The 13702-nt window shown below is 41.7% G+C and carries 12 protein-coding genes; 9 read left to right on the forward strand and 3 right to left on the reverse strand.

The window, feature by feature from the left end:
* Together BWD47_RS14745 and BWD47_RS14750 are read left to right on the forward strand one after the other, a co-directional pair.
* Positions 1-342, forward strand: coding sequence for a gamma-glutamylcyclotransferase family protein (locus BWD47_RS14745; protein ID WP_036973510.1), 342 nt, complete (start codon positions 1-3; stop codon positions 340-342).
* Between the two features lie 98 nt (positions 343-440).
* A complete protein-coding gene (locus tag BWD47_RS14750) occupies positions 441-2606 on the forward strand; it encodes a winged helix-turn-helix domain-containing protein (protein WP_075594209.1) in 2166 nt (721 codons plus the stop codon).
* On the opposite strand, the gene mtnA is transcribed toward BWD47_RS14750, so the two are convergent.
* Positions 2607-3632, reverse strand: coding sequence for an S-methyl-5-thioribose-1-phosphate isomerase (mtnA, locus tag BWD47_RS14755; RefSeq protein ID WP_065979452.1), 1026 nt, complete (start codon positions 3630-3632; stop codon positions 2607-2609).
* A 133-nt stretch (positions 3633-3765) separates the two neighbouring features.
* Between mtnA and mtnK the strand changes: the two genes are divergently transcribed.
* Positions 3766-4983: an S-methyl-5-thioribose kinase gene (gene mtnK, locus BWD47_RS14760; protein ID WP_075594210.1), complete on the forward strand. Its 1218-nt coding sequence runs from the start codon at positions 3766-3768 to the stop codon at positions 4981-4983.
* A 54-nt stretch (positions 4984-5037) separates the two neighbouring features.
* Here mtnK and BWD47_RS14765 read toward each other — a convergent pair whose 3' ends face one another.
* Both BWD47_RS14765 and BWD47_RS14770 read right to left on the reverse strand, forming a co-directional pair.
* Positions 5038-6522 carry an FMN-binding glutamate synthase family protein gene (locus BWD47_RS14765; protein ID WP_065979454.1) on the reverse strand — a complete coding sequence of 495 codons (1485 nt, stop codon included), beginning with the start codon at positions 6520-6522 and terminating at the stop codon, positions 5038-5040.
* A gap of 114 nt (positions 6523-6636) precedes the next feature.
* Complete coding sequence (locus BWD47_RS14770) at positions 6637-8412, reverse strand: DUF885 family protein (protein WP_036973529.1); 1776 nt, start codon at positions 8410-8412, stop codon at positions 6637-6639.
* Between the two features lie 518 nt (positions 8413-8930).
* Between BWD47_RS14770 and BWD47_RS14775 the strand changes: the two genes are divergently transcribed.
* The 6 genes from BWD47_RS14775 (at position 8931) to tatB (ending at position 13689) form a co-directional block, all read left to right on the forward strand.
* Complete coding sequence (locus BWD47_RS14775; protein ID WP_074989536.1) at positions 8931-9917, forward strand: GGDEF domain-containing protein; 987 nt, start codon at positions 8931-8933, stop codon at positions 9915-9917.
* 114 nt (positions 9918-10031) lie between these two features.
* A complete protein-coding gene (ubiE, locus tag BWD47_RS14780) occupies positions 10032-10787 on the forward strand; it encodes a bifunctional demethylmenaquinone methyltransferase/2-methoxy-6-polyprenyl-1,4-benzoquinol methylase UbiE (protein ID WP_036973531.1) in 756 nt (251 codons plus the stop codon).
* 27 nt (positions 10788-10814) lie between these two features.
* Positions 10815-11420 (forward strand): SCP2 domain-containing protein, encoded by a 606-nt coding sequence (locus tag BWD47_RS14785; RefSeq protein ID WP_036973533.1) that lies wholly within the window; start codon positions 10815-10817, stop codon positions 11418-11420.
* A 17-nt stretch (positions 11421-11437) separates the two neighbouring features.
* Complete coding sequence (ubiB, locus tag BWD47_RS14790) at positions 11438-13039, forward strand: ubiquinone biosynthesis regulatory protein kinase UbiB (protein WP_036973535.1); 1602 nt, start codon at positions 11438-11440, stop codon at positions 13037-13039.
* A gap of 78 nt (positions 13040-13117) precedes the next feature.
* Positions 13118-13354 (forward strand): twin-arginine translocase TatA/TatE family subunit, encoded by a 237-nt coding sequence (gene tatA / locus BWD47_RS14795; RefSeq protein ID WP_036973536.1) that lies wholly within the window; start codon positions 13118-13120, stop codon positions 13352-13354.
* Between the two features lie 5 nt (positions 13355-13359).
* Entirely contained in the window at positions 13360-13689 is a 330-nt protein-coding gene (gene tatB / locus BWD47_RS14800) for a Sec-independent protein translocase protein TatB (RefSeq protein WP_036973537.1), read from the forward strand.
* Positions 13690-13702: the final 13 nt, after the last annotated feature.

Raw genomic sequence — 13702 nt, forward strand, 5'->3', positions numbered from 1 at the left:
ATGGAAAAGCTTTTCTCATACGGCACTTTGCAATATAAACAGGTGCAACTCGATACCTTCGGGCGTTTGCTCGAAGGTCAGCCTGCGACTTTAACAGGGTACATTGTCGGTGAAATTGAAATTACTGATCCTGCGGTGTTAAAAAGCAGTGGCCAGCGTTTTCATCCTGCGTTAATTAAAACAGGTGAAGACTGCGACATTGTGAATGGCACAATTTATTTAATCACCGAACAAGAGTTGGCCCAAGCCGATGACTATGAGGTAGATGACTATCAACGCATTGCAGAAAAATTCCAATGTAATACTTCTGCTTGGTTATATGTTGCAAAAAACGGCCTTTAATTTACAAATATAAAACAAAAAAACCCAATTCAAAAACAACTTCTGGTATCATCACCTCATCAATGCTCAGTACTTAATTATTAGCTAAAGGACTACACATGGGGTCGGTAATTTCACCCTTACGCGATAATATTATTTATGTTGGCGAATGGCAGCTAAACATATCATTGCAAACAATTAATGACGGCGTGCATGCTCGCGAGCTAGAGCCGCTGTTATTTAAGTTACTGTGCTATTTTATTGAACATAATGAACGTATTATTTCTCGCCAAGAGCTGGCGGACAACATTTGGCAGCAAAGCTACGTTGATGATAATGCCATCAATCGAGCGATATCGGAGCTTAGAAAAGCACTCAAATCAGAAAAGCAGCCTGGCCAAAGTATCAAAACACATTACCGTAAAGGGTATAGTTTATTTATTCCTGTCAGCTCAAATAAAACCGAGACAGTCACTACAGAACAGCAAAATCAACACGAATCTTCGAGTGAAGTCGCTGCCGCTGAATCATCTTCACACAGTCATCCCAAAAGAAATGTAAATTGGTCGTGGTCAATTCCCGCCATATTAATAGCAACGCTAATTTGTTTTTTTTGGTTTTTTTCAGATAAACCTGCGGCAAGTAGTGAAACCAGACAAACCATGCCTTTTCTAGCATTAGATGCTGACACTATTTCTTGGCATAAAGGCAGTTACTCTCACTTACTACTGCCCCCCGATAAAAGTAAGCTTGCTTATTTGCTCACACCTCTCAAGCAAAATGACATAATGAATATCTATGTAATGGACCTAAAAACCAAAAAAGAGTTTTTAGTTGACTCAGGTGACGCTTATATTCAGGGCTGGTCTGATGATGGTCTGCGCTTATTTTATGTCAAATGTAAACCCGGTGACTATAGTCAGTGCCAACAATGGCAGGCCAGTGACTTTTTTTCTGAAACAATCAAAAAATCCCCCCTGTCGTATCCTTATTCTTCAGGTGATAAGTTAACGCAATACACAGAAGTCGGGGATACCGCTATTTTTCGACGTAATCATTATCGTGGCTTAAGCCAATTATTTGCGCTTTACGCTTATGATAAAAAAACAGCAGAAGAAATCCGCATTACATCACCCAATATTACTGGCACAGGTGATTATTTATTAACGACATTATCAAATCCTGAACGGATTATTTTTGAACGCCACAACACTGGCCAAGCAGAAATTTATATGGCAAACCTAGACGGTAGCTCCATGAAGCTGCTCACGACAAATAACTATAGATCATGGGCTGCCACGTATGATGAACCCAGTAATTCGCTCATTTGGTATAACCGTGCCAATTCGACTATTGAATCATTTTCGTTCGACTCAATGACCCGAGCCCACGCTATTAAAGCCCCCGTTAAAGACGCTAACTACGCTTACCCACTCAACAAAGAGTCTTTGTTAATAAGTACCGATCTGCATGATCTAGATGCCAGTGTTTTTGATTTAAAGACGCATGAAATGAGCTACATAGCCACCGCTAATAAGCATGAAAATTCTGCTGTAGCGCTTGCAAATGGTGATGTTTATTTTGCCGATACCTATTACGATAAGCGTGAACATTGGCTTAAAACCAATAACCAATATATCCCTATTTCTGATAGGGTTGGCACTGACAATATCATTGTTTCTGCCAATGAAAACAGCACGCGTTTATTGAGTTTCAATAAACACACGCATCAACTCTCACTATTAGATGCCACAGACTTTAAGACAATTAAGCAATGGCAAATACCAGGCCGAATTGTGCTCGCTAAAATACGTAAAAACCGCATTGCGGTAATCTACGCCGATGCAACCACCTTACAAAATCAGTTAATGCTATTGAATACTGACAATACAGAAACAGTCATCAGCACGATTGATACGCCCCTTGCTATCGCTTGGCGTAATGATCATCAATTGATTGTGCATGCCAAACACACACAGTTTTTAGAACTTGATAGCCAAACTAATCGCTACCATGAATTACCTATGCCAGATAAGTTGACTGCAATAAAACCGTCAATAGTAACGATGGCGAGTAATGAGCAAACACTGTTTATCGCCACCTCTGCTGACATTTACAGTGCCGCTTTAGAGGAACTAACGGAAGTGAATACACTGATTAAAATGAAACCGTCTAACTATATTTTGCACCTCAACGCCCAAAATGAAAAATTAGCGATTTCATTCGTAACCGCTAATAATCAAAACAGTATTGAGCTTTACACTGAGAAAAGACCCAGCAACTAGTTATTTTAATTGCGTTAATACACCTTGCTCGATATCAGCATACTCGTAAACACCGGTATCTAATACCCAGCCTGTAACCAACTTTGCAGGCGTGACATCAAAAGCAGGGTTATACACTGATGCATTCGTCGGTGCCCACTGTGCTTCACCAAAACTACCGCTCACACCACGTACTTCAGCGGGGCTTCGCTGTTCAATCTCAATATCATCACCACAGGCTGTTTGCGTATCAAGTGTTGTTAGCGGCGCAACCACGTAAAACGGAATATTATGAAAGTGAGCCAATACTGCCAAATTATACGTACCCACTTTATTAGCAAAGTCGCCGTTTGCAGCAATACGATCGGCACCTACAAAAATTTTATCGACCTTACCCGCAGCCATTAAGCTTGCTGCCATATTGTCGCAAATTAACGTGTAAGGTATTTGCCAGCGCTCAAGCTCAAATGCAGTTAATCGGCCCCCTTGCAATAATGGGCGTGTTTCATCAACCCAGACATGCAGATCTCCATGGCGCTGCTGAGCTTTATAAATCACACCTAACGCTGTGCCAACTCCCGCCGTAGCTAATGCTCCAGTATTACAATGAGTAAGAATATTATCGCCTTTAGCAACAAGCTCAGCACCACGCTGTGCCATGCTGTCACACAGTGCAATGTCTTCAAAAAATAACTGCTCAGCCGTGTCTACAACAGCCTCAACATATGCAGGTTGCATTAATGCCTCACGCAGCTGTGCCATACAGTGCATTAAATTCACAGCGGTCGGACGCGTTGCTTCTAATTCATCAATCGCTGAAGCAAGCTCTGCTTTACTCATACCTTGCTCTGCTAAATGAGCAACGAGTACGCTGGCACCTAAGCCAATTAAAGGGGCACCACGAATTTTTAAAGTCAAAATCAGTTCTTTCATCGTTTCAACATCATTGCATACATGCCAATGCTGTTGATGAGGCAATAAGTACTGATCAAGCACAGTTAAGGTATTTTGCTGATATTTAATACTACTCGCGATGAGATCTTGCATAGTGCATCCAGATTACTAATTTGATGAAAAGGTATTTTACATCAGTTTACACAACTAACAAGCTGGATGTATGGACATCTAAACGCTTACAGGTATAGAATGCCCAAAGTTAATAATATTTTGAGATAGAGCCATGGCTAATTACACTGCCTTCACTGCAGAGCATGCTGTTGATTACATTAAAAAACTTACCGAAAGTGAACTCAGTTCAGTGTTTACTCCTAACGCTGAGCTGTCTGCGTACGAGTTCGGCGACGGAAATCTAAACTTAGTTTTCCGGGTCACTGATCAACACAACAACAGTGTAATTTTAAAGCAAGCTTTACCCTATGCTCGCTGCGTGGGTGAGTCATGGCCGTTATCGTTAGACCGTGCGCGTATCGAGGCTGACGTCTTGATAAATCATGGTTCATTATGCCCAGAGCACACCGTAGCCATTTTGCACCACAATGCTGAGCTTGCATTAACCGTGCTGGAAGACTTAGGTCACTTACAAATTTTACGTGGTGCACAAATAAATGCCGAGCAGTTCCCTAAATTAGCCAGTCATGTTGCCCAATATCTCAGTCGCACCGGTTTTTATAACTCCGACTTTTATCTTTCTGCCGACGATAAAAAAGCCAAAGTGAGCCAATTTATCAACCCAGATTTATGTAAGATCACTGAGGACCTCTTTTTCACTGACCCTTATATCGAGCACGAGCGCAATCACTTCCCGGCTGAACTCAATTCGTCAGTGCAACACATTCGTAATAACAACGCGCTAAAACTTGCCGCAGCGAAATTAAAAGCTAGGTTCTTATCGTGTCCGCAAACCTTGTTACACGGCGATATGCACAGCGGCAGTATTTTTGTTGATAACAACACAACCAAGATGATCGACCCAGAGTTTGGCTTTTTTGGCCCAGTTGGTTTCGATATCGGTTCATTTATGGGTAATTTATTACTTAATTACTGCGCGCAAAATGGCCGTATAGCTGAATTAGCAAAGCGTCGCCAATATCAAACGCATTTATTAACATGCTTACAAGACTGTTATAGCCAGTTTGAAGAGCAGTGGTTGAACTTAGCAAGTAATGAGACAACCGATGTAAGCTTTGCTAACCGCGCTTTTACAGAAGATTACTTAAAAAGCGTGTTGCATGATGCCATTGGTTATTGCGGTGCAGAACTTATTCGCCGTACGATTGGCCTTGCCCACGTTGCTGACATTGACGGCATTGAAAACGAGCAAGCACGCTTAGCTGTGCAGCAACAAACCTTAGTGTTAGGCGAGCAATTGATGCTTAACGCAACAAGTTGCGATAATAAAGATGAATTTTTTACCTTATTGATCAGCTTATTAAACTAGTTATTCAGCTACCCAATGAATAAGGCGCTTATCGCGCCTTATTGAATCTCATCATTATTTATTGTAATGCTCATACATTTTATCAAGCGGTTCTGACAACCCATTTTCTTGTACAACACGCACATGGTGGCGCGCAAGTTCTCGGGCGCTCGACACGCCACATGAATGAGCAATTAAGCCTGCACCGTAGTGAATAAACTTATTGTAATTTGCAACTCGCTGCGCTTTGTCTGTCACATCTAAGCCGCGTTGTAATCGCTCATTGTGCGTTGTAATACCGGTCGGGCAAGTATCTTTATTGCATTGTAATGCTTGAATACAGCCTAATGAAAACATATGCCCGCGCGCTGACACAATAAAATCAGCCCCCAAAGCCAATGCCCAAGCCACTTTCGACGGGACGATTAATTTACCCGATGCAATCACTTTCACCCGCTCTCTTAAACCATGTTTTTTCAACAAATCAACGACCAAAGGTAAGCTTTCTTTTAGAGGTAAACCAACAGAATCCATCAATGGCTGCGGGGCAGCCCCAGTGCCACCATCAGCACTATCAATGGTAATAAAGTCTGGTGCTGACTCAATACCGCGATTGTTAATTTCACTGAATAAGGTTTCAAGCCACGTATACTCACCGATTACTGCTTTAAATCCTGTGGGTTTTCCTGTCGTAGCTCTAACAGTTTCAATCATATCGAGTAAATCAGCAGGTTTTTTTATTTCTGGGTGCCCATTAGGGCTAATCGAGTCATGTCCTTCTGGTATGCCACGGATTTTAGCGATTTCTGCGGTGACTTTTCGGCCCGGCAACATGCCACCTTTGCCCGGTTTTGCGCCTTGGCTCATTTTAATTTCGAACATTTTCACTTGCTCATGACTAGCAATCGCTTTGAGCTTTTCGAGGCTCAGTTTGCCCTGCTCATCTCTGACACCATATTTTGCCGTACCAATCTGAAATACAATATCGGCTCCTCCTTCCAGATGATAAGGACTCAACCCCCCTTCACCTGTATTCATCCAGCACCCAGCTAGTTTTGCGCCTCGAGATAAAGCGCGAACAGCCGGTTTTGAAAGTGCTCCAAAGCTCATGCCCGAAATATTAAATAATGCATTGGTAGAATAAGGTTTTTCACAATAGGGTCCCAAGGTGACATGACTAGGTTCGAGTGCCTCTTCATCGAGCGTCGGAAATGCACAGTTCATGAACATCACAGTGCCTGTGGCTTCTAAGCTTTGAGTGGAACCAAATGCCGTGGTACGGTCAACGTTTTTTGCCGCACGGTAGACCCAACTTCGATCGGCACGGTTAAACGGAAGCTCCTCTCTGTCCATCGCAAAAAAATACTGGCGAAAAAACTCACCTTGGCGTTCAAAAAAGTAACGAAAACGCCCTATCACAGGGTAATTACGACGAATAGCCTGTTTCGACTGCGTCACATCACTAATGTAAAAACAGATGATTACCAACAGCCCTATCCCTAACGCAAAGATAAACAAGCTGGCAAATACATCGATACTAAAAATTATAAAATCACTCATTCAAGACTCCTGTGTGATGATGACGTCCTTGCAAATCATATAAGCAGTTTAAAATACGCGCAACAAACAAAAAAGGCGTGTTTTAAACACGCCTTTTTTAATCAGCTCAATTGCTTAGGCTCGCTTTGCTAATTCAGCCTTAATATAAAGTTGAATTTGCTCTTCAAGCACCGACATCGGCACAGAACCATGACGTAATATTTGGTGATGGAATTCACGCACATCAAAATCTTGACCCAGTGCTTGTTCAGCTTCATGGCGCAAGCGTTTTATCGTTAATTCACCGATTTTGTAAGACAGCGCTTGTGCTGGCCATGAGATGTAGCGGTCGGTTTCTGTTTTTACATTATGCAGTGAAAGCGCCGTGTTTTCGCTCATGAACGTCATCGCACGCTCACGACTCCAGCCATACATATGCATCCCCGTATCAACGACTAAACGTGCAGCTCGCCACATTTCGTAAGTTAATCGACCAAAATCACTGTATGGGTCTTGGTAAAAACCGGCTTCAATACCTAAAAATTCAGAATATAGCCCCCAACCTTCACCGAATGCCGACAAATACGCATTACGACGATAGCTTGGTAGCGATTCCAGCTCTGAATTTAATGAAATTTGTAAGTGATGTCCTGGCACAGCTTCGTGCAGAGTTAACGCTTCAAGTACATACAAAGGACGTTTATCAAGCGCATAAGTATTGACCCAGTAATAGCCCGCTTGGTCGTCACGGCGTGATCCCGAATAACGCCCCGTGGTGTATTTAGGCGCAATGCTGGCTGGCACTGGTGCAACACCGTAAGGCATTCTTGGTAACGTATGGAATAGTTTAGGAAGCTGTGCGTCCATTTTTTTAGCAATGTAAGACGCTTCTTTTAATAATTCTTCAGGCGTTTTGGCATAAAACTGCGGATCTGTACGCAAAAAATGCACAAAGTCGGCAAAGCTGCCTTCAAAACCAACCTCTTTAATGATTTTATCCATTTCTGCACGGATACGCGCGACCTCTTGCAAACCCAATTCATGGATTTCTTTTGGCGTCATATCTGTTGTTGTGTAGTACTTCGCACGGTTTTCATAAAATGCTTTGCCGTTAGGCGTACTCGAAATACCAATCTCTTTACGAGCACCCGGTTGGTATTCGTTATTAAAGAAAGTCAGGTAGCCTTGGTATGCAGGAATCACCTGTTCTTTTATAATCTTTTGTGCCTGTTGTTGACGCTGTAAAAATTCGCTCTCACTGAGCCCTGCAGTATTTTTTAAAAAGGGTTTATAAAACTCAGATTGTGTCGCATCATCAACTATATATGCTGTAATCGAATCTTGATAACCCTCTAAAACGGCTTGCGGTTGCGTTAATCCAACTTCAAGGCCCTTACGCATCCAGCCAATATTTTGCTGAAAAAAGCGGGGAATTTGCTGCAGTTTGGCAAGATAAACATCGTAATCTTTCGCTTTCGTGTAATCGGAGCTTGAGATCATAAATGAGAGGCTCGAATGAAAGCCATATTCAGACGTTAACGGCATGTAGTGGGTATTAAACACATATTCATCAACACTATTTTGTACTTGGCCACGTAAAATCGTTAAATTTATACGATTTTCTTCCGACAATTTATCGCGGTCGATGGCATCTAGCTCTGCAAGGAGTTCGGTATTTTTTTGGTATTTTTGTTCTAAAAACTCAGCAGATAAATTTGCTAATAAATAACCATTAACGCCGTTTTCTTTACCATAAGGGCTAATACTTTCACGGTAATTGACCACATTTTCTGCAACCTGATTAAACTGCTGATCTGCATCAACAGTGGTTACCTGGCACGCACTTAAAGTACACGCTAAAGCAATGGCTATTAAAGAACGGTTTAACGTTCGCGATAGTGTTTGTTTCATAGGATTCTTATTCGTTTTAAACAATAGAGATAAAGTAGCGTAGCTCACACTAAAACCCAAGCAAATGCGACCAAGCAGCGGTTTAATACGCTCAAATTAACATCACTATAAATGCATGAATGAGCAGGCTTTAAGCAATTTTTAATTACACTTGTTAAAGTTGCTGAGAAAATCAGCTATTAGACCCAAACGAAACAAATTTAAGTTCCAAAATTAGCGATTTTGCTTTTAAATAGACAGATTACAGATTACTGTAATACCCATTCGCTTAATTAAGTGATCCATTTTGAGGTACGGCAAACGTTTCGTTAATGAGTTCTACTCAGCAACTTTTCTGCTTTGATACAGCCGTAAAACAGACGTTTTTAACGCAATTAGCGTCAAGTTTTATCTCTCGTGATTACGTGTTATGCGAATTTATATAAGGTGCTTGGATGCAATTAAACCTTACGGAAGAGATGATTAATTGGTTGTTATGCGTATTTAGTGGTATTGAAAAAATGATGTTCCATGATTCCATGGCTATTGCTCAAGAAAAAATGACAAAGGTATGTATCTTTTTAGAACATCATGCATTACCGCCGTCACCACTTAATTACCAGGTTGTATATACATATGTCAGCCAATCTAATCTAAAACTTAATGCCGCACTGGATCGCGCCATCGCGCAAAAAAAGCCGATCGACAGTATCTTTATAGAGCAACTGTATTTTGATTTTATGGAGCAAGGCCATAAAATGAAAACAGCGATTGTACGTAATGTTGATTCTGTTCTGGGCACACTAACGCGCAATGCAAACAATAATGAACAAAATATTGTTCGCTTTACTGAACAAATTAGTGATTGTGTACACGCCATTGACGAAAACAACTTAGAACAAACACGTCATGCGCTAAAAATGCTCAGTAAACAATCAGAACATTTACTGGCTCAACATCGCCAATTTAAACAAGAAATCGCAAAAGCCAAAGCACTACAAGATAAGACCCAAAAACAACTCACCCAACTTCGTAAACAGCACATCACCGATCAGCAAACTGGTTTGTATAAACGTCATTATTTAAATCAACAAACACAATTGTGGCTTGGTCAAAGAAAAGCGGTGTGCGCCATTGCGATTCAAATAGAAAACCTTGAGCACTTCATCAATAATTACGGTGATGTCATTGGCGAGGTGATCTTGAATAAGGTCGCCAAACAAGTGCAAAAATATGTCCTTGAAAGTGGTTTACCAGGGCGCACTGGCAAAGATGAATTTACTATTTTACTGGCTGATATTGAGCCTGAGACGGCTAATTTAATTGCTGAAAAAGTGCGTAATGGTGTTGAAAAGCTGCGCTTTATTAGTTCAAAGAATGGCACAAAACTACCCGCTATTCATCTTGCTTTAGGGATTGCTAAACATCAAGATGAAGACAACTTCAACAGCTTAGTCCGCAAAGCTTCGCTTGCTGCTGCGAAAGCAAAGTCACTAGGTCAAAGCAGTTTTATTGCCGGCCAATAAACCTGCGCTAAATCATAAAAGCCAATGCTAATCTGATGATTTAGTTATAATCAAATTGCACCCCACAGCTACAATCAAGTACACTAGTCTTTATTGCCACGATAGAGACAAATCATGAACGAGAATCAACAAAAGACCACGCATTTTGGCTATAAAACTGTTGCTGAAAACGACAAAGCATCTATGGTTGCAGATGTATTCCACTCAGTCGCTGCAAAATATGACGTTATGAATGATCTTATGTCGTTCGGTATTCATCGTTTATGGAAGCGTCAAACAATTGCCAGCTCTGGTGTTCGCAAAGGCCATTACGTATTAGACCTTGCAGGCGGTACTGGCGATTTAACGTCGAAGTTTAGCCAACTCGTCGGTGAAACAGGTCAAGTAATCTTGGGTGATATCAACTCTTCAATGCTAAAAGTCGGCCGTGAAAAGTTACGTAACCTAGGCCGAGTAGGCAATATTGAATACGTACAAATGAATGCTGAAGCGCTGCCATTCCCTGATAACAGCTTTGATTTAATCACCATCGCATTTGGTCTTCGTAACGTAACTGACAAAGACAAAGCGCTGCGCTCAATGTACCGCATCCTTAAACCAGGTGGTCGTTTACTCGTTCTTGAATTTTCTAAACCAGAACATGAAGCGCTCAGCAAAGCGTACGATTTTTATTCATTCAATATTTTGCCAAAAATGGGGCAACTAGTTGCAAATGATAGCGAATCTTACCAGTACCTAGCCGAATCGATTCGTATGCACCCAGACCAAGAAACGCTGAAAAGCATGATGGAAGATGCGGGCTTCGAACACACTAGCTATCAAAACCTCACCGGCGGTATTGTCGCCTTACACCGTGGTTTTAAATACTAAAATTAAACAGATTAAGTAGGTAACGCGATGTTAGCAAATGCTCTGTTATCACTGGTAGAACGAATCATTAATCATGTTTTGCAGCTAGACTCGTCTCTAAAGGACAACCTAGCGGCTATTTCAGACAAGCAATTACTGATTGAGATCCGTGATTGGCAACAGCGCATTTTATGCGTATACAGTGATGAGCAAATACACTTATATAGCACTGCAGAGCATCACTTCGACTGCATGATCAGTGCTGATATTGACACTCTGCTCACGCTGAAAAATCCAGCAATGCTAACCCAGTTAATCCGCCAAGATAAATTAGATTTACAAGGCGATTTACACATAGCTCAAGGCTTTAGTAATGCCTTTGCTGCACTTAATATTGATTGGCCAGAGCATTTTTCACGTTATATTGGCGACGCACCAGCACAGCAGCTATGGCTGTCTTTGCAAGCAATGAAACGTCACGGTGTGAACGTAAAAAATAAACTCGAAAATACACTGACCACCTTATGCCAAGACGAGCTTGCAGTGACAATTCACCCACTTGAACTGGCTGAGTTTAAGCAACAGAACCGCCAATTAAAGAACCAAGTGTCTCAACTCGAGATGCGAATAAACGCCTTATTAAAGTCATGCTAGTGCGCTAAGGATATTGTGTGTCAACTGCTCGTCTGTATTACATCACAAAAACATTACTGAGCTTCGGCTTAGACGAACTGATCCCACGTAAAAAAATACCTTGGTTTGCCACATTAGCGCGAGGCAGTTTATTTTGGTTACGCAATCAACATAAAGATAAACCTGCGGGGATGCGTTTACGCTTAGCCTTACAAGAGTTAGGGCCTGTGTGGATTAAGTTTGGGCAAATGCTCTCTACACGCCGCGATTTATTACCGCATGATATTGCGCTTGAACTGGCTTTGTTACAAGACCAAGTTGAGCCCTTCGAAGGAGAGCTTGCTCAGCAACTGATTGAAAAAGCGCTTGGTATAAATGACATTAGTGAGCTTTTTAATGACTTTTCGCAAACCCCTCTCGCGTCAGCATCCATTGCACAAGTGCATACGGCAACCTTGCTAGATGAGCATGGTGAAGAGCAAAATGTCGTTATTAAAGTTATTCGCCCTAATATTAAAGAGCAGATAGACGCCGACTTAATGCTGATGCAAAAGGTCGCTAAGCTCGTTGCAAAACTTTTAAAAGAAGCCAAACGTTTGCGCCCTATTGAGGTGGTAAATGAGTACAAGAAAACCTTACTAGATGAGCTCGACTTAATGCGCGAAGGCGCGAATGCCATTCAATTACGTCGCAACTTCGAGGGCTCAGATTCTCTCTATATTCCCTTTGTTTACAGCGATTATAGCCGCAGTAATGTCTTAGTTATGGAGCGTATTTATGGTATCCCTGTCTCTGATACCGAAGCGCTCCTTGCACAAAACACCAATATGCAATTACTCGCTGAACGCGGTGTCGAGGTCTTCTTTACACAAGTCTTCCGCGACAGCTTTTTCCATGCAGATATGCATCCGGGCAATATTTTTGTTTCTCGCGAGACGCCCCATAACCCTCAATATATTGGCATTGATTGCGGCATTGTCGGCACCTTAAATAGAGAAGATAAACGTTACCTTGCAGAAAACTTTATTGCCTTTTTTAATCGTGATTACCGCCAAGTAGCGCAGCTGCATGTTGATTCGGGGTGGGTCCCCGCAGATACCAGTATTGAAGAATTCGAGTTTGCGATTCGCACAGTATGTGAGCCCATTTTCAATAAACCACTGGCTGAGATTTCATTTGGTCACGTACTGGTTAATTTATTTAATACCGCACGTCGCTTTAATATGCAGGTTCAACCGCAATTGGTGTTATTACAGAAGACACTGTTATATGTTGAAGGCCTTGGCAGGCAACTTTATCCGCAGCTTGATCTGTGGAAAACCGCTAAGCCATTTTTAGAAGAGTGGGTTAAAGAACAAGTGGGTCCGCTTGCAGTGATGAAAAAAATGTACGCGAACTTACCATTCTGGGCTGAAAAAATGCCTGAATTACCCGATTTAATCTATCAAAACTTAAAGCGTCATCAACAACCTGTACAATTGCCGCAGCAGCCGTCGTCAAAACCTCTGCTCCTGAGCATTTTTGCGGGCAGTTGCTTTATTGTGTCGGGACTGTGTTATTTACAGGATGACCTAATTGCAGCAGGCATCACAACAGGACTTGCTGTGGTTGGTTTTATTGCAGCTTGGCGCAGCGCATAAACTAAGTGCTATTTATGTTTTGGTGAGTATAATCAAAACAAGTACATTCAATCAATTTGATAAAATATGGAGTAACCCATGCTTAGTGGTATCAGTATTTGGCAATTAGTCATTATCTTAGCAATTATTGTATTGTTATTTGGCACTAAAAAATTACGTGGCATTGGTGGCGACTTGGGCAGTGCAGTAAAAGGCTTTAAAAAAGCCGTGTCTGAAGACGATAAAACCAGCAGCAACAACGAGCAGATCGAGCAAGCGTCTAATACGCAAAGCAAAGAGACCGCAGAAAAAAGCAAAGACGACCATAAGGTTTAATCAATATGGGGATGTGGGAACTTGTTGTCGTACTGATTGTAGGCCTAATTGTCTTAGGGCCTGAGCGCTTGCCTGTCGCAATACGCACCGTTAGTCGCTGGATGAAAACGCTTAAGTCAGTTGCCAACTCAGTGAAAGCTGAAGTAAACGAAGAACTCCGTATCCATGAGCTTCATGAAAACTTAAAAAAAGCAGAGCAGCAAAACTTAAAAGAGTTATCACCTGAACTGCAAGACTCTGTGAACGAACTGCAAAAAGCAGCACAGTCTGTCACCCACAGCTACAAAAAAGACAACCAAGAAGAAACGAAAGTTGAAAACAGTGAAAAAAAATGAAATTAATTTTTCT

The sequence above is a fragment of the Pseudoalteromonas sp. PAB 2.2 genome (assembly GCF_001938575.1).
GTDB lineage: Bacteria > Pseudomonadota > Gammaproteobacteria > Enterobacterales > Alteromonadaceae > Pseudoalteromonas > Pseudoalteromonas lipolytica.